Genomic DNA, 24454 nt, shown 5'->3' with positions numbered 1-24454 from the left:
TGAATTAATTCGTAGTATTGGATCATGCCAACCTATGACTGGCCGCTGATTCAGCAGCGAAGTGGCGACTCGATCGAGTCCCTTATTGCAACCCTCCTGCGCCGCGAATTCGTCGACGCGCGGCAGATTAATCCTTCGCAGGGGGATGGCGGGATCGACATCCTCCGCACATTACCCGACGGAGTTGAGATTTGGCAGGTCAAAGGCTTCACGACGTCGATTTCCAGTAATCAATTCGGTCAGGTCAAGAACTCTTGGAAACGATTCCTTGAGGAGCATGTCAGACCCGGTGGGAAGCCAATTATCCGCTATCACCTGGTCACGCCGTGGACGCCTACTGAGGAACGAGTCGCGGACTTCGACAAGCTCACTGCAGGCGTTGCATTCCCCTGTCAGTGGGACGGTGATGCCTTCATTTCGGGGCTGGCAGACCGCTTCCCCGAGACTATGCAGCGGTTTACTTACGGTGAGGCGGTGTTGGAACAGTTTATTAGCCAGAAAGCCATGCTCGCTGCCTCGCCAGTTGAAAGGGGAGAGCCGTTGAAGATGCTTGATGCCATAGAGACCCGACAGGACGCACTCGATGCCCTCCGCAACACTATCCACGACAACTATCGGATCGAGCACGGCACCCGCACCGTATCCAGCAATCAGGAAATACCCCTGCCTCACGAAGGCGATTCAGCGGTCTTTCACAGGATGACCTACCTTGGAGATTGCCGCTGGAAATACGAATCCATTGTGCCTCGCACGCCCGAGGCCTCGAAAATTGACCCGATCTGCATGGACGTTGAGTTCCTGACGATTCCCGGGACACCCGAGCATGCCGCAGTCCAGGCTTGGGAAGCGTGGGGTACTGCGTTCAAAGACGTGCGGGTCCGGATAACAACCACGGGTGGTCCATTCGCTCATGAGGAAGCGGTGGAGTCCACAGTCTCCATTTTCGAAAGAAGTCATGCCAACATCCCCTTGCTATATCTGCGGTGTACAGAGAGCAACGGGCAACGCCGGTTCAGGATGCCACTGGAAGTTACCTCCCAAACTGTCGGTTCACAAACGGGCTGGCTGCGTCTGGTTCTCGATACGCCAGAGCGGTCGCTGAACTTAGAGCTGCGTTTCAAACCGGGAGATAACGCAGAAGCGAAAGTTCAAATGGGAAACGTCGATGGGCGTAATCCGGAGTCGGTCTGTGATGAGCTCGAGGAGTTATTTGGCATTTGCGAGAGCGACGTCATGTCCGTGGAAACTGAGGCAGGGAGCGCACTTCTCCGAGCGCATGGTGCTGTCCTCCCCTCTGCACTGGAGGCGATCTATCTTCCCATCGCCCGTCACCTGACCCTGCTTCAAAAACATACGACTCCTGCACTTGTTATGCCTTCGGTCGTTGAGATCACCGACCGTCAATTCCGGCATCTCTCGCTCCTTGCCACTACATATGGGGGCATTCCTCATCGCTGGAATTGGACGGAACTTACGTTCCAAGTTCCCGAGGGCGGTTTAGAGGTAGCATCCACTAAGAACGTAGTAACCAACGCTATCGCCGGCCGTGGCACCATCGTGCAGGTGGAAGTGCCCGTCTTCGCTCTCGGGAACCGGACCTACACAGTTGATCATCCCCTCGCCAGTAGTGTGCATTCAGTACAGCTCGAACAAGGTGTCGACCTTGCAAGGCTAAAATCTGGGGACACGTTCCGGCTCGTGCCCGGAGCGGATGACTCGGTCACAACGGCGAAGGTTGTCGATTGGACTCTTGGAAGCATCCAGTTCGGCTAATTCTCTGCGAACTATTTCGTGAACAGGATGGCCGGGTCTGAGTTCAGCGTGTCCGCAGCCCACCCGTGCTCCAGTGTCAGCATGGGCCTTCGAGTGGCCATTCTGCTGTGGCGGCCCAGGCCAGGATGCACGGCGAACGTACCGAACACCGGCCAATGTCCATCGAGTCTGGCAACGGCGGCATCTGGCACGATGCAAACGGCCCAGGCCGGCCTTGTCGGTGGATGCCGCCGGGCGTAGGTTGGTGGAACCCGGAATTCGCGCCGACCCCAAGAAGCTGACATGTGCCGCTGGCTTCCTATCTGGGTTCCCCGATCGACATCGCCGATATTCTCGTGCGTCCCACGCATTCGCTGATCGACCAGAGACTGCATGCCCGCCAGCTCTACCTTCCCCTGGATGAGCTCGCCTCCGGCTTCGCGGACCATGCCTTCCCGACCAACGGCGACGGGCTCGGCATGGCCTGGGCAGGGTACTCGGGAATGCTCGGGCAGTACCGGCAGATCGGACCGGCCTCGGACAGCCAGAATCTGCGGCACCTGGCGGCGCAGATCGCCTTAGAATGCATCCTGGCCCATGTGTGCGCGGCGCCGGGCAGGACCATCGCCGAGCAGAACTGCCACCCTTTCGTCGATGAGGGCTGGATGTTCCAGCACAACGGGTTAATTCCGGACTTCGACACGCTCAAGCGCGAACCGACCTTCGACGTGGATCCGTCACGCTACCCGATGATTCTGGGCAACGCCGATACCGAGGTCTGCTTCTATTTGGTCCCGTTCTGCGGCTTGGCCAGGGACCCGGTGGCGGGCTTGTCGCGGATGGTTGCCCGGGTCAAGCGGGCCCGCGCCGAGCACGGCATCGAGGCCCCGTTCCGCGCCACGATATGCGCATCTGACGGGCAACAGCTGGTGGTGCTGGGCTGGGTCAGCCCGGAGGTGCCGGGCGAAGTAGCGCCTTCCCTCTACCACGCGGCAGGTCCTGCCATGCTGCTCACCAGGGACGGTACCGCGGACCAGTTGCCTCAGGACGCGCAGCTGGTCGTTTCCGAACCGCTGGAACTGCATTGGAGCAGCCAGACCTGGCACGAGGTTCCTTCGGGAACCGTCGGGGTAATGCGCACCGGCCAGACGCCGGTCTTTGCGCCCGCGGATTTGCACCTATAGTCTTCCGGACATGACAGACTAGAGAGCATGGGCGAGATTATTTTCGACGCGGCAGTAACCCTCAACGGCTATCTGGCAGATGAGAACCACAGCCTGCAGTGGCTCTTTGACGTGCCCGGGGCCCATGAACCCGATCCGGACCTGCTGCCCAAGAATGTCGGCGTGCATGTCGAAGGCGCGAATACCTATATGTGGCTGATCGAGAATGAGCAGTTGATCGAGAACCCGCAGAAGTGGCAGGAATACTATCAGGGGATCACCACCTACGTCTTCACCTCGCGGGACTTGCCGATCCCTGATGGTGCCGACATTCGCCTGGTTAATGGCCCGGTCAACGAGTTCTTGCCCGAAATCCGCGAGGCTGCGGGGGAGAAGAACATCTGGGTGCTCGGCGGAGGGGAGCTTCTTGGGCAGTTCCTGGACATCGATGCGCTCGATTCCTTGGCGTTGACCATTGCTCCAGCAGCGCTGCCAGCGGGTGCCGCCTTGCTGCCGCGAAGAATTGGCAGCGATCGATTGGAACTGGTTGAAGCACGGCAGGCCGGGCCGTTCGCCCGCCTTGTCTACCGTGTACTTTCAAACCGGTGAACAAGCTTTAACGAACTCAACCGGCCACGGGAAATCCCGGGCCGGTTGGGCTCCTGCTGTATTAGATGATCCCTACTGGTTCCATGAGCGCAAGATCATGTGGCGTCCACGTCCAAGGAGCTTGAGCCCATTGGCGCTGAAGAAGTCGGCGCTCGACGGCGTGGCCGCAGCGAGCAGTTCCTGCGGTACCTCATCGTCTGGCGGCGACAGCGGATTGATCATTGAACGCGACAGGCCATGAAGCAGGGCAGTGCCAACGCCATGGCGGCGATGTTCCTTGCCCACGGCCAAGGAATGCACCATGAGCTGGCCGTTCAGGCCCTGCTGGGCAAAGCCCCGGCCCACGATCTCTCCCTCGTCGGTACGGGCCAAGGCGTGCTCGACGCGACGCAATGCCGGATGCCCGCTGGAGAGCTGGGTGCTGGTCTCGCGCCATAGGTTCGTCACGTTCAGCTCGGCCGCATCAGCGCCGGTGGCCTCAGGCACGTTATTGCCCAATCGGATCTTGCCGGTCCAACGATCCATTGGAATGGCCAATGGGCCAGCATGCCAGGAAACCTGGGCATTATCGGAGAATCCGGTCGCCCTCAGCTCATCTGCGTGGGCGCCAGAGTTAACCCAAGCTTCCACGCGCCGGGCACCTAGCCGGTGGCCTTCGGCTAGCGCCGGACGCAGGCCCGCCTGTTCTGGTTGCTCGGGGAACAGCAGGATCAGCCGCTTGCGTACTGGCTGCCATGCCCATGAGCATCCGTGGGTGGTAAAGATCTTGCCGCCGGTGGCTACTGCAAGTGCCTGATGCCAGTGGCTTAGTGCTTCCTGTGCGGAGGCAATAGTGGTCATTATTCTGCGTTCACCAATCCTCGACGGCGCAACAACGGTTCAACCAATGCGGTGCGGCCGCGGAATAATTCGTAGGACTCAAGGGGATCGCGCGTATTGCCGCGCGAAAGCAGTTCCTCACGGAACCGATTACCATTTTCGCGCATTAAGCCCCCATTTTCCTCGAACCACTGCACAGTGTCGGCATCGAGCACCTCACTCCAGATGTAGGAGTAGTAGCCAGCGGAGTATCCATTGGCAAAAATGTGCTGGAAATAACCGGTGCGGTAGCGGGGCGGAATCATTGCGGAGTCGAAGCCGGCGCCCTGAAGTGCGTCCTGTTCGAACTGCAGCGGATCTTCGATGACAGTCCCGGCGCTGATGGTGTGCCATGCCCAGTCAAGGACGCTGGCAGCGAGGTACTCAGTCGTTGCAAAACCCTGGCCCCACAGCGAAGCTGCGCGGACCTTCTCGATCAGCGCGTCTTCTAGCACTTCGCCGCTCTGGTGGTGGACGGCATAACCGGATACGACATCCTCGTGTAGCATCCACATCTCGTTGACCTGCGATGGGAACTCCACGAAGTCCCGGGGGACCGAGGTACCAGAAAGGGAAGCGTACTTTCCACTGGAGAACATGCCGTGCAGCGCGTGGCCGAACTCGTGGAAAAGCGTATTTGCCTCATCCATGGACAGCAGAATCGGATCACCCGGCGCAGGCGGGGTGATATTCAAGGTGTTGGTGACGATTGGCCGCTCATCCAGGAAAGAAGCGGCATCGCGCAGGCTGGTCATCCACGCGCCCCCCTTCTTAGTATCCCTGGTCAGGTAGTCGCCGGTGTAGAGTGCCAGCGGCTTGCCCTCGGCATCGAAAACTTCGAAGACGCGAACATCCTGGTGGTAGGCCGGAAGATCGAACCGCTCGCTGAAGGTAATTCCAAACAGCTTGGTAGCGGTCGCGAAGACTCCATCGACCAAGACCCGGTCTAGTTCGAAGTAGTTGCGCAGTGCCTCGGAATCCACCGAGTACTCGTCACGCAATACCTGATTGGAGAAGTATTTCCAATCCCACGCGTTGATTTCGGCACCGGCGATCTTGCCCAGTACCTCGGCTTCCTTGCGAGCATTTGCCATGGCGGCCTTGGTTAGCTCGGCCAGGCGTTCTTCCACCGCAGCGGTGGAAGGAGCAGTGGCCTGGGCGAGCACGGTTTCTGCATGGTTGGCGAATCCGAGCAGAGCGGCGCGCTCAGCGCGAAGCTGTGCCATTTCGGCGGCGACATGAATGGTCGCGTTTTCCTCCGTGCCACGGCTGATCGATGCATTGAACACCTTGCGGCGGGACTGGCTTGATGCCAGCGATTCCAGGACCGGTTGCTGGGTAGGCGAAACCAGCGTCAGCAAGTACCCCGATGCGTGGCCTGCTTGCTTGGCAGCTTGCGCAGCGGACTCGATCGCTTGGCTGGAAAGCCCGGCGAGTTCCTCAGCGTCGTCGAAGTGCACAGCGTGGGCATTCTGATTTTCCAGGACGAGGTCAGCGAACTGCGTGGAAAGCTCAGCGAGTTTGGCGTTCAGTGCCTTCAACTGGTCCTTTTCGGCGTCGCCCAAGCCCGCGCCGGCCAATTGGAAATTCTTCAGCGTTTGATCCGCTAAACGGGCATCCTCGCCCTGGAGCCCCGCGCAATCCAAAGCTTGTAGACGCGAGTACAAGGTTTGGTTCAGGTAAATCTCATCCTCTTGCTTGGTCCAAATCGAAGAAATCTCCGATTGAATCGCCCGCAGATCTTCGGTGCCATGGGCAGAAATGACCGAGAAATACGTCATGAGCGCACGGCGCAGGGTCTGCCCGCAGGTTTCCAGCGCGAGGAAAGTGTTCTCAAAACTGGGGGCCTGGGTATCGTCGATGATGCGCTGCAGCTCTTCACGCTGTTCGGCTGCGCCGAGCCGGACTGCCTCCAGGTAATGCTCAGCGGTGAGCTGGTCGAAGGCTGGCCACTGGTAGGGCCTGGTGCTGGGAATCAGAAGCGGGTTTTGCATAGGCCTAGGTTTTCATGGAAAACGTGATTTACCTTGCATTTACACCCCAGATGCCTAGCTGAGCTAGGCTCGATGCATGCCTCAACGTGCACTGCCTGCATTTCTTCCGCTTAGCTCAACTCTACTGGCCGCATTGCTGATTGGCGGTTGCTCTGCAGTTCCGAGCGACAACGCAGAACCAGCAGCCCCACAGCCTTCCGCCCAGGCCAGCGTTCCAGCCTCGCCGGAACCGGCTTCGAGTTCAGCCATAGAGGATGCCTCGGCCACGCACTCAGCGCCCGAAGAGCTATCGCTGATGGTTACCGGCGATGTACTGCTGCATCCGCAGCTTCTGGATGAAGCGAAGCAAGCGGCTGGAGCGGAATCGGGGAATGGTGGGGACTACGATTTCAGCCCATTGCTTGCGGGCCTGGCTCCTTATGTCCAAGACGCAGATGTGGCGCTATGCAATCTGGAAACACCGATTGGCGTCCCTCCGTATTCGGGGTATCCGCGGTTCACAGTTCCAGATCGAATCCTGGCCGAGCTCGACGCTATTGGCTACGACGGATGCACCACTGCCACCAATCACACGGTAGATGCCGGTACTGCCGGTGTTGAGCGAACGCTGGACGCTCTGGAAGCGAATGGGCTTTTCGCGACCGGCTCCTACCGCAGTGAAAAAGAATCCGAGAAGCCATCGATCCTGGAAATGGAAGGCGTGAAGCTCGGTGTAGTAACCAGCACCTATTCGCTCAACGGATTGCCGGAAGAAGCTGACTGGCAAGTCGATACCGGGGTGGATGCGCAGCAACTGATAGCCAGGGGCAAGGCAACTCGCAAGGCGGGAGCGGACATCGTCGTGGCTGCCGTGCACGATGGGGCTGAATACACCACCGAACCGACAGCGTCTCAAAAAAGGCTCGGTCGAGCCTTGGCAGAGTCCGGTGTCTTCGATTTCATTTACATGCACCACACCCACTCGGTATTGCCCATAGAGAAGCACGACGGAACTTGGATCGTCTACGGTTTGGGCAACTCCGTGGCAAAACATGCCACACCAACCATTCTTAACCGCGAAGGCATCAGCGTAAAGGCAACGTTTACCCAGGAAGCGCCCGGTGAATGGGATGTCAGCGAATTGCGGTGGGTTCCGCACCAGCTTTCGAATGAGCCTGTGGCCTGGTGCCAAGTCTTCGATGCTGCTGGATGCATTCCGGAAGACGAAGCGAAGGCCTCCTTGAAGCGCAGCAAGGCCACAGTGAATGCCTATGGCGCATTCGACGACGGACTTCAAGAGTGGACGCTGGACTGACCTAGCGCAATGGCCAGGGTGCCCACACGCGGCTTGAGGGAAGAGTGGCGCGCGCCCTGGCTAGCCGTGCCGGCGATATGTCTTCGAGGCCGCGGGACTGCTCGCTGAATCCTGTCCCGTCAACGTCGAAACAGTGCACGAGGCGGCCCCTGCCTCGATCCAGGAACTCGCCGAATCCTCCGGACACGGCGGCACCGACCTGGATCTCGAGTTCCTCAAGGATTTCTGGGACAACTTCGTCGCATCCATCGCAGCCGCACGGCGGAAATACCGCTTGGTACAACGCACCGAGCTCCAGATGCACCGCGGGAAACGTGGTGAAGACCATGCCCAGTGGCGCGCAGCGCGAATCCACCGGAAAGATGCGAACAGAACGCACCGCATCGCCCGGTTTAATCCGCATTTGCCTGGCCAGCCCGGGATCTTCGAAGCAACGCACCTCATACTGCTCGCGCAGCCAATCCAGCAATGCCTGGGCTACCTGCGGCAACGGGGCAAAGCGTTGCACATGGGAGGTCAGCGAATAGCTCTCCGCTGGAGGCTGCTCATCCCAGCGCTGGCCATAGGGGATCAGCGCACCGTGCTCGTCGAAGTAATCCGCCACTTCGATATCTGGGCGCTGGTAGCCGTGAAGCATGTTTGGGTTCTCCGTTTCTGCCGCATGCAGGTATTGCGGGAATTCAGTGCCCGAACTCATCCGAATCGGTGAAGGGGCCAGCACCAGTATCCATGGCATTGATGGCGGCCATTTCCGCCTGGGTGAGCTGGAAGTCGAAAATGTCCAGGTTCTCGCTCTGCCGCCGCTGGTCTGCCGATTTCGGTGCCGCTGCCCGCCCGGACTGGACATGCCAGCGCAAGGTCACCTGCGCGCTGCTCTTCCCATGCGCTTGGGCGATCCGGACCAGGGCAGGATGTGAAAGGAATCCAGATTTCTTGCGTCCCAGCGGGGAATAGGCTTCGGTCCGAACGCCATGCTCGGTGTTGAAACCTTGCCATTCGACGCTTTGCCGTTCAGGATCAACCTGGATCTGGTTCAGCGCCGGGACGAGCCCCGAATCCAGGACGTTCTGCAGCTGGTAGGGCTTGAAGTTCGAGACTCCCGCAGCCCGAATCTTGCCCTCGTCAACTAGTTTGCCCAGCTCCGTGAAGGCTTCAACGTAGGTGTTCTGCTGGGGATTAGGCCAGTGGACCAAGAACAGATCCACGTACTCAAGACCCAAGCGGTCCAGGGAGTTCTCCAACGCCTGGCGCACGCCTTGGGCCGAATGCCATTGCTTGTTGAACTTGGTGGTTACGAAAATTTCATCGCGATCAAGCCGGCTCTGCGCCAGGGCCTTGCCCACGGCGTCCTCATTCTCATAGTTCTCCGCTGTATCAATGCGGCGGTAGCCAACCTCGAGGGCTGACAGGACCGCGGCAGCCGCCTCTTGGCCACGCATGGGCCACGTGCCCAAACCGATCGAGGGCATGCTCACGCCGCCGGCAAGTTCGAGGGAAGAAATATCAGCAATCATGTCCTCGAACCTACCAAGCTTCACTGCCGACCGGGAGGCGGGGTCGAAGAATCCGCGACACACCGGGAAACAAAACTGGCGCACGGCGTCCATGGGTTTAACGTTGTTTCGGCGCATTTCCGTGCTGCCAACCACCGAACACCACGAAGGTTAGAACCATGCCGAAAATAGGCGTCCTCGCTCTGCAAGGGGATTTCCGCGAACATCTGGCCTCTTTGGAGCGGCTCGGGCAGCGCGCGCACATGGTGCGCACCGTCGCCGATTTGCAGCAGGTCGACGCGCTGGTGATTCCCGGCGGCGAGTCCTCGGTGATTGACCGGCTTTCCCGCAACTACGGGCTAGCTGATCCCATCAAGGAGCGCATCGCAGATGGCATGCCGGTCTACGGCTCCTGTGCCGGAATGATCATGCTGGCCGACCGCATCGAGAACCCTGCAATCTCGCGAGATGGCGCGGTTCAGCAAAGCTTCGGCGGCATCGACATGACGGTGAAGCGCAACGCTTTCGGGCGCCAGGTCGACTCATTCGAGCACCAGCTGGACTTCAACGGGCAAAATCTCGAAGCGGTGTTCATCCGCGCCCCGGAAGCCGTGCAAATTGGCCCGGACGTCCAGGTGATCAGCACCGTTCAAGCGGGGTCGGATCACGAACAGGGTAGAATTGTTGCAGTACGCCAGGGAAAATTGTTGGCAACCAGCTTTCACCCGGAAGTCACCGGCAGCACTGCTATCCACCAATTTTTCATCAATCTCACGCGAGGAGACGCTTAAAGCATGTCAGGCCACTCCAAATGGGCAACTACCAAGCACAAGAAGGCTGCGATCGACGCCAAGCGCGCCAAGGCCTTCGCAAAATTCATCAAGGGCATTGAAGTTGCCGCCCGTGCCGGCGGCGCCGACATGGCCGGCAACCCGGCACTGGAACTTGCTGTCAGCAAGGCCAAGAAGAACTCGGTGCCGATCAACAACATCGACCGCGCAGTCAAGCGTGGTGCAGGCCTGACCGGTGAGGTCGTCGATTACACCGAGATCATCTACGAAGCACGCGGCCCGCAGGGCTCGGCCCTGCTGATCGAGTGCCTGACCGACAACAAGAACCGTGCAGCCTCCGAGGTCCGCGTGGGCATCACCCGCAACGGCGGCACCATCGCCGACCCGGGGTCGGTCGCGTACCTGTTCAACCGCCAGGGCGTTGTCCGCCTGCCTAAGGGCGAGCTGACCGAAGACGACCTGCTGATGATCGTGCTGGATGCCGGTGCCGACGAGATCCTGGACGAGGACGAGACCTTCGCCATCGTCTGCGATCCATCGGACCTGCGCGCTGTCGCCACGGCCCTGGACGAAGCGGACATCGCCTACGAGTCCGACGAAATGGAATTCCTGCCTTCAATGAAGGTGGACCTGGACGTTGACGGGGCTCGCAAGTTCCTCAAGCTCTACGACGCGCTGGAAGAACTGGACGATGTCCAGGGCATCTACACCAACGCTGATCTGTCCGATGAAGTTCGCGCCGCACTGGACGAAGAGCAGTAAGGCTTGGCCTTACGTGTTGTCGGAGTCGACCCCGGCCTGACCCGTTGCGGTCTCGCCGTGGTCGACGTCGCTGCAAACAGGCAAGTTTCGCTGGTGGACGTCACCGTCGCCGGCACCCCACCGGGCACCCCGCTGGATGCCCGGCTATTGACGATCGCCAACGCGATTGATGCGTGGCTGGATCTGCATAAGCCGGATGTGCTCGCCTTGGAACGCGTGTTCGCCTCGGCGAACGTATCCACGGTGATCGGCACCGCGCAGGTCACCGGCGTCGTGATCACCGCGGCAGCACGACGCGGCATTCCGGTCGCCCTGCATACCCCGACCGAGGTCAAGGCCGCGGTGACCGGTTCCGGCCAGGCCACCAAGGCGGCGATCGGCAAGATGGTCGCCAAGATCTGCCGGCTCGATGAACCGCCTAAGCCTGCCGACGCCGCTGATGCGGTGGCCTTGGCGATTACCCACGGTTGGCGCGGCGCGGCAACAGGCTCGAACGCCTCGGCCTCCGCGGCCAATGCCGGTGGCTCGTCGCAGCTGACCGGTGCGCAGCAGGCGTGGATTGCCGCCGAGGCGTCGGCGAAGCGCCGTGCAGTGCGCCGCTAGCCGGCCAGCGGGGCAGTGGCCTCGACCCACCGGGAAACGCGGCGGATCGATATTCGTAGGTATCTTCGATAAACTGGATTCGATCGAACATATATCCCAAGGAGTGGCATGATCAGCTCATTGACCGGCACCGTGCAGGCGGTAGCCCTGAATACCGCGGTAATTGACGTTAACGGCTTCGGGATGCTGGTCAATGCCACCCCCGGGACGCTGTCCACCCTGCAGGCAGGACGCGAGGCAACCGTATTCACCTCCATGGTGGTCCGCGAGGACTCGATGACCCTCTTTGGCTTCGCCACCGCTGAGGAACGCGATGTGTTCGAGGTCCTGGTCTCCGTATCGGGCATCGGGCCACGCACCGGCCTGGCCATCTTGGCCGTGCATTCTCCGGAAGAAGTCCGCATCGCGGCGAACACCAAGGACACCGCCGCTTTCACCAAGGTTTCCGGCATTGGCCCCAAGGGCGCGAGCCGCATCGTGCTGGAACTGAACGGCAAGCTGATCCCGACCGGCGCGCCAGTGGCCCCGGTTTCCGGCGGCGGCAATGCGAGTGTCTGGGAACCGCAGGTGATCGAGGCGCTGACCGGCCTGGGCTGGAGCGAAAAGGATGCAACCAGCACCCTGAAATCGCTGTCCAAGGCTGATCCAGAAGTCGTTGCCACCGGCAACGTCGCAGAAATCTTGCGTGCTGCACTGCGCAGCATGTCCAGCGGAACCCGCGCCTAAGCGGTCTGCGAGAGGATCAACTGACCATGAATGACTCCACCGGGCTCACGAATGCCGGCAGCGAACCCGAGGAACGGGTAATCGAAGCGGCCCTGCGCCCGCGGAACCTCGACGACTTCGTCGGCCAGTCCCGCGTTCGCCAGCAGCTCTCGCTGGTGCTTGAAGCAGCAAAAATCCGTGAACGCACCGCGGACCATGTTCTGCTCTCTGGCCCGCCGGGGCTGGGCAAGACCACCCTGTCGATGATTATCGCTGCCGAGATGAACGCGCCATTGCGCATTTCCTCCGGCCCAGCGATCCAGCACGCCGGTGACTTGGCCGCGATCCTCTCCTCGCTGACCGAGGGCGAGGTGCTGTTCCTCGATGAAATCCATCGCATGTCCCGGCCGGCCGAGGAAATGCTCTACATGGCCATGGAAGACTTCCGCGTGGACATCATCGTCGGCAAGGGCGCCGGAGCCACGGCCATTCCCCTGGAGCTTCCGCCCTTCACCCTCGTTGGCGCAACCACGCGCGCGGGCCTCTTGCCCGGCCCGTTGCGCGACCGCTTCGGCTTCACCGGCCACCTGGAGTTCTACGCGGTTAAGGAGCTTGAACTGGTTTTGCGCCGCTCGGCCATGATGCTTGATCTGAGCGTCACTTCGGCCGCGTTCACCGAGATCGCCGGACGCTCCCGCGGCACTCCTCGTATTGCCAACCGCCTGCTGCGCCGCGTGCGTGACTGGGCCCTGGTGCACAAGCTCGAGGAGATCGATGCCAAAGCGGCAGCCGCCGCCTTGGACATGTACGAGGTCGATGCGCGTGGCCTGGATCGCCTGGACCGAGGTGTGCTCGAAGCCTTGTGCACCAAATTCGGCGGGGGGCCGGTGGGACTATCGACCTTGGCCATCGCCGTGGGTGAAGAAACCGAAACCGTCGAGACTGTCGCAGAGCCATACCTGGTGCGTGAAGGCTTGATGGGCCGTACTCCGCGTGGGCGTATTGCCATGCCCGGAGCCTGGGCGCATCTGGGCTTGGCGATGCCCAAGGATGCCATCTTCGCCAGTGCGCAAAGCTATGAAAACGATGAGGATTAGGCAAGCATTACTTCACTGCCCGCGTAAATGGTCTACCGGTTCACCGTGACGCATTAGACTAAAGACGCCCGACCTATGCCCGTTTCGGGGCGAGGTGGGGCGTCTTTGCTGTTCTACGCCAGAAATAGCCGCAACAGCATCCCAGAACTTTAGATCAAATCGCAACAATTCGTTAGCAGGTAAATACGTGAATCCCCTCGTAATCGCACAGGCCGCTGGTGGCGGCTTCAACCCTTCGCTGATCCTGATGGTCGCACTGTTCGCAGTGCTGATCTTCATGATGTTCCGTGGCCGCAAGAAGCAGTCCGCCCAGCAGGAGAAGCTGAAGAACAACACCGTGCCGGGCGCCAAGGTGATGACCAACTCAGGTATCTTCGGCACCGTCGTCGGCGTTGACGCAGAGGATCGCGTCCAGGTCGAGGTCGCACCGGGCGTCGTGCTGAACCTGCACCGCCAGGCCATTGCTACCTTCCTGGACAAGGACGCAGCAACCCCGGCCGTAGCCGACGAAGCAGCTGAATCCGCCAGCACCACCGAAACCCCGGAAGAGTCCCTGCGTCGCCTGAACGATGAAGGCAAGGACGAGCGCAACGCCTAAGTCCCGGGCAGCATAGCGGTGGCCTGAAGCCTAAGCCACCCGAACCAGAAAGCACATTAGATGTCATCAATCAGACCTGTTAAGCAGGCGCGCAAAGCGTTGCTGTGGTTGCTGATCGTCTTCATCATCGCAACCGGCGTGTTGGTGGGTGGTGCAGCGAATGGTAAAACCGGATGGGGACCGAAGCTGGCCCTCGACCTCGAAGGCGGCACCGAGATGATCCTGGCCCCTCGGGTCCAGGGCGACGAAGCGATCAACCAAGAGCAGCTGGACCAAGCGGTGGAGATCATCCGCCAGCGCGTGGACGGTTCCGGTGTTACCGAATCGGAAATCACCACCCAGTCCGGTCGCAACGTTGTGGTCTCGATGCCCGGCACTCCGGACCAGACCACCCGCGATTTGATCCAGGCTTCGGCCAACATGGAGTTCCGTCCGGTGCTGATCACCGGTGGCTTCGCAGCGACTCCCGAGGAAGATCGCACTCCTAAGGAAGACCTGCCAAAGCCCAGCGCTGAGCCAGAGAACCCATCGGACACCAACTGGATCACCGCAGAGCTCTTCCAGGAGTTCGAAGGCTACGACTGCGACGTGGAACTCCAGGACCGTGGCGGCGAAGCCGCTGACCCAAGCAAGCCAATGATCTCCTGCGACCGCGATATGGGTGTCAAGTACATTCTTGGCCCGCAGGAAATCTCCGGTGACAAGATCAAGGACGCGTACGCGCAACTGGCCCGTGGCGTCAACGGTTCGGTTACCGGCGAATGGGTTGTCGTCATCGAGTTCAATGCCGAAGGCACCAAGATCTTCGCCGACACCACCCAGCGTCTGATTGCCCTGCAGGGTTCGCAGAACCAGTTCGCGATCGTGCTTGATGGCGAAACCATTTCGGCACCAACCACCAACGCGGTGATTTCCGATGGCCGTCCGCAGATTTCCGGTGGCTTCACCCAGGACAGCTCGCAGGCGTTGGCCGAGCAGCTGAAGTACGGCGCACTGCCAATCAGCTTCGACATCCAGTCCGAGCGGCAGGTTTCTGCAACGCTGGGTGCTGACCAGCTGACCGCAGGCCTCATCGCCGGTGTTATCGGCCTGATCTTGGTGTTCATCTACTCGCTCTTCCAGTACCGGGCCTTGGGCCTGGTGACCATCGCTTCGCTGCTCGTGGCCGGTGTGCTCACCTACCTCTGCCTGGTTCTGCTCGGCTGGGGCATGAACTACCGCTTGTCGCTGGCGGGCGTGGCCGGTTTGATCGTGGCCATCGGCCTGATCGCCGACTCGTTCATCGTGTACTTCGAGCGTGTTCGCGATGAGCTGCGCGAAGGCCGGCCATTGGCAAGCGCCGTGGATATCGGCTGGAAGCGCGCCAAGCGCACCATCCTGGCTTCCAAGGCCGTGAACGTGCTGGCCGCAGTAGTGCTCTACATCGTTGCCGTGGGCAACGTGCGAGGCTTCGCCTTCACCCTGGGCCTGACCGCAATCGTTGACCTCGTCGTCGTGTACGGTCTGACCCACCCAACCCTGGTCCTGCTGGCACGCACCAAGTTCTTCGCCAACGGCCATCCGCTCTCGGGCATGGATCCATCATTGCTTGGCGTCAAGCCGCTGTACCAAGGTGCAGGCAAGGTTCGCCGCTTCGATGAGAACGTCGAGGCCAACCGCGGCAAGAAGAATGCCAAGGCTTCGGTCGAGGCCGCCAAGCGCATGACCATTGCCGAACGGCGCCGTGCACAGGCCGAGCAGACCACTGGCTCGGGCAAGTCTGGCAGCACGCAGACCAAGGCCCAGGAGGAGAACAATGAATAAGCTAGTCACTTGGGGCAACGAGCTCTACACCGGCAAGCGTTCCTACCCGTTCACCTCCAAGCACCGCTTGTGGTTCCTGATCGCCGGCATTCTGGTGATCCTGTCGATCCTGGTTCCAGTGGTCAAGGGCGGCTTCAACCTGGGCATCGACTTCCGCGGTGGTTCTGAATTCACCGTTTCGGACGTGCAGGAAACCGATATCTCCATTGGTGAAAAGGCGGTTACCTCGGTGGCTTCGGGCGCCGAGGCAACGGTCACCAACATTGCCCCGGGGACCATGCGCGTGCAGACCGAGCGCTTGAGCGATGACCAGACCTTGGCCATCGCCGACCAGCTCGCGAAGAACTACGGTGTCACCAGCGATGAAGTTACCAGTAACTTCATCGGCCCGACCTGGGGTGAAGACGTTTCGCGCCAGGCACTGGTTGGCTTGATTGTCTTCGTGGTCCTGGTGGGCTTGCTGATGGCTGCCTACTTCCGCACCTGGAAGATGTCGCTGGCTGCGATTGTGGGCCTGATTGCCGTGGTGATCGTGACTGCGGGCATCTACTCGCTGTCCGGTTTCGAAATCACGCCCAGCGCGATCATCGGCTTCCTGACCATTCTGAGCTACTCGCTGTATGACACCGTGGTGGTCTTCGACAAGGTCCGCGAAAACACCAAGGACTACACCCAGCAGTCCAAGCGCACCTTCGAGCAGCTGGTCAACCTCGCCGTGAACCAGACCCTGGTTCGCTCGATCAACACCTCGGTCGTTGCTGTCCTTCCAGTGGCCGCGATCCTGTTCATCGGGTCCTACCTGTTGGGTGCCGGTACGCTCAAGGACCTGTCCTTGGCGCTGTTCGTCGGTATCATCGTCTCGGCCCTGTCGACCTTGTTCGTTCAGGCGCCAATGTTCCACTGGCTCCGCCACAAGGACGAAGACGTGGTAGCGCACGACAAGAAGATGGCTGCCGCCTAAAATGATCTGAAGATCTGAATTTGGTGCCCCCAGCATTTGCTGGGGGCACCAATTCGCTTAAGCGAGAAGATGCGTAATTAGTTGTCACCGCGCGAACGTGCTATAACGTTTGAACTAAAGAAGGTGTTTTTTCAGTGCACGGCCACCAGTGATCTGGCGGCCCGAAACTACCGTTGAATTCCATCGGGCTTCACGCAGGCTTCGGGAAGAACTCAACGGCAACGGGAAGGAGCGGGGCATGGCGAATACGCCTAACCTGAACAATTCGAAACGACGCTCTATCTCTCGTTTGGTGCGCTTTGCTGGCCGGGGGAGCACCCCGAGCACATCGCCGACCCTTGAACCGTTATTGCGTACGGTCAAGTCCAAGCATCCGAAGGCGGATCTGGACCTGCTGGTCCACGCCTACGAGGTCGCCGAAAAGTACCATGAAGGCCAGAAGCGCAAGAGCGGCGATCCGTACATTACCCACCCGGTCGCCGTAGCCACGATCCTGGCGGAGATGGGGATGACCGGCTCGATTCTTGCCGCCGCCTTGCTGCACGACACCGTGGAAGACACCGAATACTCCCTGGAGTCGGTTAAGAAGGAATTCTCCGAGGAAATCGCCATGCTGGTCGATGGCGTGACCAAGCTGGATAAGGTCACCTACGGCGATGCGGCCCCCGCCGAGACCGTGCGCAAAATGGTCGTGGCCATGTCCCGCGACATTCGCGTGCTGCTGATCAAGCTGGCCGACCGCCTGCATAATGCCCGCACCTGGCGGTACGTATCCCCGGAATCTTCCTCGCGCAAGGCGAAGGAAACCTTGGAAATCTTCGCGCCCCTGGCACACCGTCTGGGCATGAACACCGTCAAGTGGGAGCTGGAGGACCTGTCCTTCGCCGCCTTGCACCCCAAGGTGTACCAAGAGATCGTCCGCATGGTCGGCGATCGCACTCCGGAACGCGAAAAGTACCTCTCCTCGATCCGCCAGACGCTTTCGGGCGATCTCGGCGATGTAGCCATCCATGCCTCGGTATCCGGCCGGCCGAAGCATTACTACTCGATCTACCAGAAGATGATCGTGCGCGGCAAGGACTTCGACGACATCCATGACCTCATGGGCGTACGCATCCTGGTGGACACCGTCAAGGATTGCTACGGCGCCCTTGGCGTCGTGCACGCAGAGTGGAATCCACTGCCCAACCGCTTCAAGGACTATATTGCGATCCCGAAGCTGAACCTCTACCAGTCGCTGCACACCACGGTGATGGGTCCTGAAGGCAAGCCGGTAGAGATCCAGATCCGCACCCACGATATGCACGTGCGCGCCGAATACGGTGTAGCAGCGCACTTCCAGTACAAGCATGGCCAGACCGATAACTCCATGCTCTCACCGGAACAGAATATGGATTGGCTGCGTTCCTTGATGGAGTGGCAGGCGGATACAGCCGACTCCGAAGAGTTCTTGGATGGCCTTCGCTACACCATCAGCTCCGCTGAAGTCTATGTCTTCACTCCCAAGGGCGACATCATGTCCTTGCCGGTTGGTGCCACACCGGTGGACTTCGCCTACTCGATCCACACCGACGTGGGCCACCGCACCATCGGCTCCCGTGTCAATGGCAAGCTCGTCCCATTGCATACCGAGCTCAAGCAGGGTGACGTGGTGGAGGTCTTCACCTCCAAGGCCGAAGGCGCGGGCCCATCCCAGGATTGGCAGAACTTTGTTCGTTCACCACGTGCCAAGGCAAAGATCCGCGGTTACTTCTCCAAGGAGCGCCGCGAAGAGGCCATCGAAAAAGGCAAGGAGCTGCTGACCAAGGAACTGCGTCGCAACCAGCTGCCATTGCAGAAATTGATGACTCACGACCTGCTCACCGCGGTAGCCAACGAACTGCACCACACGGATATTTCGGCTCTGTACCAGTCCGTAGGCGACAGCCATACCAGTGCACAGAACGTAATTGAGCACTTAACGGCTCTGATTGGCCCTCCAGAAGCCGAACAGGTCGATGAGGAAGCGGTAGTCCGCCCAGTGGCTCCGAGCCCCGCTACGGGCAATGACGCCGGCGTGATCGTCGAGGGCCTGGGAGACGTGCTGGTGAAGCTGGCGCGATGCTGCACCCCGGTGCCGCCGGATGAAATCCAGGGCTTCGTAACCCGTGGCGCCGGAGTCTCGGTGCACCGCACCGACTGCCTGAACCTGACGCAGCTCGCCGAGCAGCCGGATCGACTGGTCAACGTCACGTGGGCCACCAAGCACCACGGCGTGTTCCTGGTGGAAATCCAGGTCGAAGCATTGGACCGCAAGTCGCTGCTCTCCGACGTCACCCGAATTCTCTCCGAAAGCCACTTGAACATCCTTTCGGCCAGCGTGCAGACGAGCAAGGACCGTGTGGCTATTTCCCGCTTCTCCTTTGAAATGGGCGACCCCAAGTTCCTGAGCCACGTGCTGAACCAGGTGCGTCGCATCGATGGCGTCTACGATGTCTACCGCACCACCGCAGGGTCCCGCCGCTAGCTGCGCGGTGCACCCCGCTGCGGCGGCCTAGGCCGCTTGTGCCGAATCGGAGAAGGACTGCACTAGGCGCAGGGCCCTGGACCGTTCAGGTGAAGGAACCTCGGATGCCAGGGCTTGTTTGATAGCGTCCAAAGTCAGGTAGGGATCTGCCAGGGCCATGACTGTGCCCAGAACACGGCTGGCAATGGGTAATGGATCATATTTGGCGCAATCGCAGGCGCTGCGCAATGCCGTGGTGACCCTGATGCGGCTGCGGAACACCATTTCCGTATCCGGCACTTTCATTTGAGCGAATTCGGCCTTCAGGCCGTGCCCGGGATAAAACGGCCGGTGGTAGTTCTTGGTGTAGATGCACAAGGTGAACACTGACGGCAAGAGTCCGTGGATCCAGGCTGCAGTTTGACGAGCTAGCACCGCATCGCGGGCCAGCTCGCGTCCACAGGCGAAACCTGCAATCCGAGCACGCACCGAAGCGTTGATCCGGATGCTGCTGGGCAAAAAATAATCACCGAGGACCTCGAGCAGCAGGCCGTTGTGGGCCATGGCGTGCAACTCGTTGCGGGTGAACATCTCACCTGCGATCCAAAGATCCCCGGGAATGCGCAACGCGGCGGCGCGAGGTCCGGTAGCTGGGGAATTTCTCGTTTCCATAGAGCTACTGAACCAGTTCGCGCCGCCGCGTTGGCGGTTTGCAAGCGATCTGTGGATTACTTACTGGAAGTCGGCAGCCGACTTCTCCAAGGTGCTCAGCCACATGCGGCGTGCATCCAGGGCTTCCTGGGCTGCCGCGATCTGCTTGGCGTTGCCCTTGGCCTGGGCTGCTGCCAGATCATCCTCCAAGGCGGAGATGGTGTCCTGCAGCTGCGAGAGCATCGAGTTGGAGCGGGCCTTGGTCTCCGGGTTGGAACGACGCCACTGCTCGTCCTCGGCACCCTTGACCGCGTCCTCGACCTGGCGCAGAGCAGACTCAATGCGCTGCAGGTCGTTGCGCGGCACCTTGCCGGCAGCTTCCCAACGGGTGCGGATCGAATCCAGCTTGTTCTTGGCGGCAGCCAGATCCTTGATGGGAAGCAGTGCGCGAGCTTCTTCCAGCAGGGCTTCCTTCACCACGAGGTTCTGGGAGTACTCTTCATCGATCTTTGCGTTTGCTGCTGCGCGGGCCTGGAAGAAGACATCCTGGGCAGCGCGGAAGCGGCTCCAGAGCTGGTCATCGTCCTTGCGCGAGGCACGGCGCGACTTCTTCCACTCATCCATGAGCTTGCGGTATTCGGCGGCGGTAGCAGTCCAGTCGGTGGACCCCTGCAGCGCCTCGGCGCGAGCGATCAGCTCTTCCTTCACTTCCTTGGCGGCCGCGTTGGTCGAATCCAGCTGCGAGAAGTATGCGCGGCGGTGGCGGTCGAAGGTAGTGCGAGCGGAGCGGAATCGCTTCCACAGCGCATCTTCGGTGGCCCGGGGCAGGCGAACCGAGGAACGCTGCGAGCCCTTCCATGCGTCGAACAGCTCGTTCATCGCCGCCGAAGCGGTCTTCCACTGGATCTGCTCCGGGCGCTTGCCGGCCAAGGCTTCAGCCTGTTCGACGATGGATTCGCGGGCAGCGAGCTGCTCCGCGCGAGCCTCGTCGTTGGCCTTGCGCTGTTCGCTGGTCAATGCCTCGACGGCTACGCGCGTATTTTCCAGGCGGGCTTCCAGCGCCGGGATGTCGCCGACCATATGGCGTTCGGCGACGGTGGCCGAGAGCGCCTGCACAGCCTTGCTGAGCTCGCCGGCCGGGGCCTTGGCAACTACACGCTGCTCCAAGAGCATCAGCTGCGAGAGCGCGTCGTCATATTTGCGCACGAAGTAGCCCAGGGCTTCTTCCTGCGTTGCGTCCGGGTATTGGCCCACGGGGAACTCGGCGCCGTCGATGATTACGAAGACGTGGCCATCCTCGGTCACGCGGGCAAATTTGGCCGCTTCTTCGAGGGGAGTGGTGTGTGCGACGCTTGGCGCTACAACCGGCTTTGCGGCAGGCTTCTGCGCCTGTGGCAATGGGGTCTTCTGGCTGTCGTCGGATTGCTGACTGGTGGTCACCGCTGAAACTCTTTCACTTTACGAGCACTTGCTTTAGCCAACTCTACCTGTGACCTCCGCTTCTTAGTAAGCCGACGTGCACAGGTTTCTTAGGTTTCGGGCTATAAGATGGGTAGGTAGCCCAATTTGCACTAAGGAGTTTCATGGCACGCAAGGCCTCACTATCAGGTTTCCCAGAATGGCTTCCAGCCGAACGGGCTGTTGAACAGCACGTGCTGGACACCTTGCGCCATGTCTTCGAACTGCATGGATTCGCCAATATCGAGACCCGTGCGGTGGAAACCCGCGCGCAGCTTCTCCGCAAGGGAGAAATCGACAAGGAAGTCTACGGGCTGTCCCGCTTGGCTGCGGAGGACGACAAGAACGATCCGAACGCGCTGGCCCTGCACTTCGACCTCACCGTGCCTTTTGCGCGGTATGTGGTGGAGAACGCAGGCCACCTGGCCTTCCCCTTCCGCCGCTACCAGATGCAGAAAGTCTGGCGTGGCGAACGCCCGCAGGATGGCCGCTTCCGCGAATTCACCCAGGCCGACATCGACGTCGTGGGCGATGGCACCTTGCCATTCAGCTACGACGTGGAACTGGCATTGACCATCGCCGACGCGCTGTCAGCACTGCCGATCGGCGATTTCCGCCTGCGCGTTAACAACCGCAAGCTGGCCGAGGGCTTCTACCTCGGCCTGGGCCTGGAAGATCCGGATGCAGTACTGCGCGCGATCGACAAGCTGGAGAAGATCGGCGAAGACGGCGTCGCCAAGATCCTGGTAGAAGAAGCCGGCGCCACCGCCGAGCAGGCCTCCGCCGCCCTGGCCCTGGCCAAGATCCGCACCCTGGACACCTCTTTCGTCGAGCAGGTCCGCGCACTGGGCGTCAGCCACGAATTGCTCGATACCGGCTTGGATGAGCTCTCGCAGGTCATCGATGCCGCGTCCAAGCGTGCGCCGGGCAAGGTCATGGCCGATTTGTCCATCGCCCGCGGCCTGGATTACTACACCGGCACCGTGTACGAAACCGTGCTGGTGGGCCACGAATCCCTGGGCTCGATCTGCTCCGGCGGCCGCTACGAATCGCTGGCGTCCAAGGGCAAGAAGAACTACCCGGGCGTGGGCCTGTCCATCGGCGTCACCCGCCTGATCTCGCGCATCCTTGCCGAAGAGGTAGTGACCGCGAGCCGTTCGGTGCCTTCGGTGGTATATGTCACCTTGGCCAACGACGAGTCCTGGCACGAGGCGCAGGATGTCGCCTCGCAGCTGCGTGAGCGCGGCATCGCCTGCGAGGTCGCAGCCAGCGCGGAAAAGTTCGGCAAGCAGATCAAATTCGCTGATCGACGCGGGATTCCGTTCGTCTGGTTCACCCATGCCGATGGCACCCACGAGGTCAAGGACATCCGTTCCGGCGAGCAGCTTGCTGCCGATCCAGCCACCTGGATGCCGGCCGAAGCGGACCTGAAGATCGCCATCAGCTAGTTTTTGGGCTTCATCGCCCGCCCGTGCACCAACCGCGGTGCACTAAACTTCATGGGAAGAAACTTTCCCAACCGACCGAAAGGATCGTAGTGCTACGCACTCATCAGCTGGGCGTCTTGAACGCCGAGCACATTGGACAGCAGGTCACACTCACCGGCTGGGTCGCACGTCGCCGTGACCACGGTGGCGTCGCCTTCTTGGATTTGCGTGATGCCTCGGGCGTGGCCCAGGTCGTCGTGCGCGATGAAGAGGACTTCCATCCGCTGCGCAATGAGTTCGTGCTGCAGATCGTCGGCAACGTCGAGCGCCGCCCAGAGGGCAACGAGAACCCGAACCTGCCTACCGGGCAGATCGAGGTCATCGCGGAAACCGTAACCGTGCTGAACACCGCCGCCCCGCTGCCATTCCAGGTCGACGAGCACGTCGAGGTCGGCGAAGAGGCGCGTCTGCGCCACCGCTACCTGGACCTGCGCCGCCCGACCCCGGCACGCAACATCCGCCTTCGCTCCGAGGCGAACCGCGTCGCACGCAACCTGCTGCACGATCAGGGCTTCATCGAAATCGAAACCCCGACCCTGACCCGTTCCACCCCGGAAGGCGCCCGCGACTTCGTCGTGCCTGCGCGCCTGGCACCGGGCTCGTGGTACGCACTGCCGCAGTCCCCGCAGCTGTTCAAGCAGCTGCTGCAGGTCGGCGGATTCGAGAAGTACTACCAGATCGCCCGCTGCTACCGCGATGAGGATTTCCGCGCGGACCGCCAGCCGGAGTTCACCCAGCTGGATATCGAAGCGTCGTTCGTCGAGGAAGACGACATCATCGAGCTCGGCGAGAAGCTGGTCACCGAACTGTGGAACCTGATCGACGTGCAGGTCCCGACCCCCATCCGCCGCATGGCGTACTCGGAGGCCATGGCCAAGTATGGTTCGGACAAGCCGGATCTGCGCTTCGGCCTGGAACTGGCTGAAATGACCGAGTACTTCGCGAACACCTCCTTCAAGGTCTTCCAGTCCGAGTATGTCGGTGCCGTTGTCATGCCTGGCGGCGCTTCGCAGCCACGCCGCACCCTGGATGCCTGGCAGGAATTCGCCAAGCAGCGCGGCGCCAAGGGCCTTGCCTACGTGCTGATCAAGGAAGATGGCGAGCTGGCTGGCCCAGTGGCCAAGAACCTCTCGGATGAAGAGAAGGCCGGCCTGGCCGCAGCCACCGGCGCGCAGCCAGGCGACTGCATCTTCTTCTCCGCCGGCAAGAAGAACGAATCCCGCGCACTGCTCGGCTCGGTCCGTGTCGAGATCGGCCACCGCACCGGTTTGATCAAGGAAGGCGACTGGGCTTTCGTCTGGATCGTCGATGCGCCGATGTTCGAAGCCGCTTCCGACGCTGTCGCCTCGGGCGACGTGGCCGTGGGCGCGGGCGCATGGACCGCTGTGCACCACGCGTTCACCAGCCCTAAGCCGGAGTTCATGGACACCTTCGACACCGACCCGGCCTCGGCCCTGTCGTACGCCTACGACATCGTCTGCAACGGCAACGAAATCGGTGGCGGTTCGATCCGTATCCACAAGCGCGACATCCAGGAACGCGTCTTCAAGCTCATGGGCGTGACCCAGGAGCAGGCCGACACCCAGTTCGGCTTCCTGCTCGAGGGCTTCAAGTACGGTGCCCCACCGCATGGCGGCATCGCACTGGGCTGGGACCGCGTACTGCAGCTGCTGACCAATTCGGAGTCCATCCGTGACGTCATCGCCTTCCCGAAGACCGGTGGCGGCTTCGATCCGCTGACCGCCGCTCCTGCGCCAATTACCCCGCAGCAGCGCAAGGAAGCCGGCATCGACTTCAAGCCAGAGAAGAAGGCTGAAGAAACCGCAGCCAAGGCCGAAGCCAAGTAGGATTACGCAGCTTCAAGAAGCCGGATGGAACGCATTCATGCGT

At 60.9% G+C, this 24454-nt stretch carries 21 protein-coding genes; 15 read left to right on the top strand and 6 right to left on the bottom strand.

The annotated features are described in order from the left end of the window. Positions 1-24: 24 nt before the first annotated feature. From ACRDT3_RS00105 to ACRDT3_RS00095, 3 genes are all read left to right on the top strand, one after another. Entirely contained in the window at positions 25-1773 is a 1749-nt protein-coding gene (locus tag ACRDT3_RS00105; RefSeq protein ID WP_431491023.1) for a hypothetical protein, read from the top strand. 284 nt (positions 1774-2057) lie between these two features. Next, positions 2058-2936: a class II glutamine amidotransferase gene (locus tag ACRDT3_RS00100; protein WP_431491022.1), complete on the top strand. Its 879-nt coding sequence runs from the start codon at positions 2058-2060 to the stop codon at positions 2934-2936. 27 nt (positions 2937-2963) lie between these two features. Continuing rightward, positions 2964-3524 carry a dihydrofolate reductase family protein gene (locus ACRDT3_RS00095; protein WP_431491021.1) on the top strand — a complete coding sequence of 187 codons (561 nt, stop codon included), beginning with the start codon at positions 2964-2966 and terminating at the stop codon, positions 3522-3524. A gap of 72 nt (positions 3525-3596) precedes the next feature. Here ACRDT3_RS00095 and ACRDT3_RS00090 read toward each other — a convergent pair whose 3' ends face one another. Then, positions 3597-4364, bottom strand: coding sequence for a GNAT family N-acetyltransferase (locus tag ACRDT3_RS00090; protein WP_426734231.1), 768 nt, complete (start codon positions 4362-4364; stop codon positions 3597-3599). Beyond that, positions 4364-6376 carry a M3 family metallopeptidase gene (locus ACRDT3_RS00085; protein ID WP_431491020.1) on the bottom strand — a complete coding sequence of 671 codons (2013 nt, stop codon included), beginning with the start codon at positions 6374-6376 and terminating at the stop codon, positions 4364-4366. The genes ACRDT3_RS00090 and ACRDT3_RS00085 overlap by 1 nt, the downstream gene beginning before the upstream one ends. A 76-nt stretch (positions 6377-6452) precedes the next feature. Here ACRDT3_RS00085 and ACRDT3_RS00080 point away from each other — a divergent pair, with 76 nt between their 5' ends. Next, entirely contained in the window at positions 6453-7670 is a 1218-nt protein-coding gene (locus tag ACRDT3_RS00080; RefSeq protein WP_431491019.1) for a CapA family protein, read from the top strand. A 1-nt stretch (position 7671) separates the two neighbouring features. Here the strand turns inward: ACRDT3_RS00080 and ACRDT3_RS00075 are convergent, their stop codons facing one another. Together ACRDT3_RS00075 and ACRDT3_RS00070 are read right to left on the bottom strand one after the other, a co-directional pair. Then, positions 7672-8307, bottom strand: coding sequence for a DUF6226 family protein (locus tag ACRDT3_RS00075; protein ID WP_431491018.1), 636 nt, complete (start codon positions 8305-8307; stop codon positions 7672-7674). 43 nt (positions 8308-8350) lie between these two features. Beyond that, entirely contained in the window at positions 8351-9184 is an 834-nt protein-coding gene (locus ACRDT3_RS00070) for an aldo/keto reductase (protein WP_431491017.1), read from the bottom strand. A gap of 158 nt (positions 9185-9342) precedes the next feature. Between ACRDT3_RS00070 and pdxT the strand changes: the two genes are divergently transcribed. The 9 genes from pdxT (at position 9343) to ACRDT3_RS00025 (ending at position 18989) form a co-directional block, all read left to right on the top strand. After that, a complete protein-coding gene (gene pdxT / locus ACRDT3_RS00065; protein ID WP_431491016.1) occupies positions 9343-9954 on the top strand; it encodes a pyridoxal 5'-phosphate synthase glutaminase subunit PdxT in 612 nt (203 codons plus the stop codon). Positions 9955-9957: 3 nt separating this feature from the next. Further along, positions 9958-10716, top strand: a complete 759-nt coding sequence (locus ACRDT3_RS00060) for a YebC/PmpR family DNA-binding transcriptional regulator (RefSeq protein WP_431491015.1) — start codon at positions 9958-9960, stop codon at positions 10714-10716. 3 nt (positions 10717-10719) lie between these two features. Then, positions 10720-11319 (top strand): crossover junction endodeoxyribonuclease RuvC, encoded by a 600-nt coding sequence (ruvC, locus tag ACRDT3_RS00055; protein WP_431491014.1) that lies wholly within the window; start codon positions 10720-10722, stop codon positions 11317-11319. A 108-nt stretch (positions 11320-11427) separates the two neighbouring features. Beyond that, positions 11428-12045: a Holliday junction branch migration protein RuvA gene (ruvA, locus tag ACRDT3_RS00050; protein ID WP_431491013.1), complete on the top strand. Its 618-nt coding sequence runs from the start codon at positions 11428-11430 to the stop codon at positions 12043-12045. A gap of 26 nt (positions 12046-12071) precedes the next feature. Beyond that, the gene (gene ruvB / locus ACRDT3_RS00045; protein WP_105658278.1) at positions 12072-13121 is read left to right on the top strand and encodes a Holliday junction branch migration DNA helicase RuvB; all 1050 of its coding nucleotides are present in this window, start codon (positions 12072-12074) and stop codon (positions 13119-13121) included. A 187-nt stretch (positions 13122-13308) separates the two neighbouring features. Further along, positions 13309-13719, top strand: coding sequence for a preprotein translocase subunit YajC (gene yajC, locus ACRDT3_RS00040; RefSeq protein WP_431491012.1), 411 nt, complete (start codon positions 13309-13311; stop codon positions 13717-13719). A 60-nt stretch (positions 13720-13779) separates the two neighbouring features. Next, on the top strand, positions 13780-15522 hold the full coding sequence (gene secD / locus ACRDT3_RS00035; protein WP_431491011.1) for a protein translocase subunit SecD: 1743 nt from the start codon (positions 13780-13782) through the stop codon (positions 15520-15522). Further along, a complete protein-coding gene (gene secF / locus ACRDT3_RS00030) occupies positions 15515-16483 on the top strand; it encodes a protein translocase subunit SecF (protein WP_431491010.1) in 969 nt (322 codons plus the stop codon). Before secD ends, secF begins: the two co-directional genes overlap by 8 nt. Before the next feature lie 238 nt (positions 16484-16721). Next, on the top strand, positions 16722-18989 hold the full coding sequence (locus tag ACRDT3_RS00025; protein WP_431491009.1) for a RelA/SpoT family protein: 2268 nt from the start codon (positions 16722-16724) through the stop codon (positions 18987-18989). A 27-nt stretch (positions 18990-19016) separates the two neighbouring features. Here the strand turns inward: ACRDT3_RS00025 and ACRDT3_RS00020 are convergent, their stop codons facing one another. Together ACRDT3_RS00020 and ACRDT3_RS00015 are read right to left on the bottom strand one after the other, a co-directional pair. Beyond that, positions 19017-19640, bottom strand: coding sequence for a hypothetical protein (locus ACRDT3_RS00020; protein ID WP_431491008.1), 624 nt, complete (start codon positions 19638-19640; stop codon positions 19017-19019). Positions 19641-19700: 60 nt separating this feature from the next. After that, the gene (locus tag ACRDT3_RS00015) at positions 19701-21059 is read right to left on the bottom strand and encodes a DUF349 domain-containing protein (RefSeq protein ID WP_431491007.1); all 1359 of its coding nucleotides are present in this window, start codon (positions 21057-21059) and stop codon (positions 19701-19703) included. Positions 21060-21202: 143 nt separating this feature from the next. On the opposite strand from ACRDT3_RS00015, the gene hisS reads away from it, so the two are divergent. Together hisS and aspS are read left to right on the top strand one after the other, a co-directional pair. Continuing rightward, entirely contained in the window at positions 21203-22525 is a 1323-nt protein-coding gene (gene hisS, locus ACRDT3_RS00010) for a histidine--tRNA ligase (RefSeq protein WP_431491006.1), read from the top strand. An 89-nt stretch (positions 22526-22614) separates the two neighbouring features. Then, entirely contained in the window at positions 22615-24411 is a 1797-nt protein-coding gene (gene aspS, locus ACRDT3_RS00005) for an aspartate--tRNA ligase (RefSeq protein ID WP_431491005.1), read from the top strand. The last annotated feature ends 43 nt before the right edge of the window (positions 24412-24454 follow it).

This window comes from Glutamicibacter sp., from assembly GCF_050701915.1.
Taxonomy (GTDB): domain Bacteria; phylum Actinomycetota; class Actinomycetes; order Actinomycetales; family Micrococcaceae; genus Glutamicibacter.
Note: the sequence above shows the minus strand (reverse complement) of the source record. Positions and strands in the feature narration are given on the sequence as shown.

Bases quoted from the DNA above. Each gene is read 5' to 3' on its own strand.
- ACRDT3_RS00095 (WP_431491021.1), top strand. From the start codon at position 2,964: ATGGGCGAGATTATTTTCGACGCGGCAGTAACCCTCAACGGCTATCTG.
- ACRDT3_RS00105 (WP_431491023.1), top strand. From the start codon at position 25: ATGCCAACCTATGACTGGCCGCTGATTCAGCAGCGAAGTGGCGACTCG.
- ACRDT3_RS00060 (WP_431491015.1), top strand. From the start codon at position 9,958: ATGTCAGGCCACTCCAAATGGGCAACTACCAAGCACAAGAAGGCTGCG.
- ACRDT3_RS00070 (WP_431491017.1), bottom strand. From the start codon at position 9,184: ATGATTGCTGATATTTCTTCCCTCGAACTTGCCGGCGGCGTGAGCATG.
- pdxT (WP_431491016.1), top strand. From the start codon at position 9,343: ATGCCGAAAATAGGCGTCCTCGCTCTGCAAGGGGATTTCCGCGAACAT.
- ACRDT3_RS00075 (WP_431491018.1), bottom strand. From the start codon at position 8,307: ATGCTTCACGGCTACCAGCGCCCAGATATCGAAGTGGCGGATTACTTC.
- ACRDT3_RS00020 (WP_431491008.1), bottom strand. From the start codon at position 19,640: ATGGAAACGAGAAATTCCCCAGCTACCGGACCTCGCGCCGCCGCGTTG.
- ruvB (WP_105658278.1), top strand. From the start codon at position 12,072: ATGAATGACTCCACCGGGCTCACGAATGCCGGCAGCGAACCCGAGGAA.
- ACRDT3_RS00080 (WP_431491019.1), top strand. From the start codon at position 6,453: ATGCCTCAACGTGCACTGCCTGCATTTCTTCCGCTTAGCTCAACTCTA.
- ACRDT3_RS00025 (WP_431491009.1), top strand. From the start codon at position 16,722: ATGGCGAATACGCCTAACCTGAACAATTCGAAACGACGCTCTATCTCT.
- secF (WP_431491010.1), top strand. From the start codon at position 15,515: ATGAATAAGCTAGTCACTTGGGGCAACGAGCTCTACACCGGCAAGCGT.
- ACRDT3_RS00090 (WP_426734231.1), bottom strand. From the start codon at position 4,364: ATGACCACTATTGCCTCCGCACAGGAAGCACTAAGCCACTGGCATCAG.
- hisS (WP_431491006.1), top strand. From the start codon at position 21,203: ATGGCACGCAAGGCCTCACTATCAGGTTTCCCAGAATGGCTTCCAGCC.
- ruvA (WP_431491013.1), top strand. From the start codon at position 11,428: ATGATCAGCTCATTGACCGGCACCGTGCAGGCGGTAGCCCTGAATACC.
- secD (WP_431491011.1), top strand. From the start codon at position 13,780: ATGTCATCAATCAGACCTGTTAAGCAGGCGCGCAAAGCGTTGCTGTGG.
- ACRDT3_RS00085 (WP_431491020.1), bottom strand. From the start codon at position 6,376: ATGCAAAACCCGCTTCTGATTCCCAGCACCAGGCCCTACCAGTGGCCA.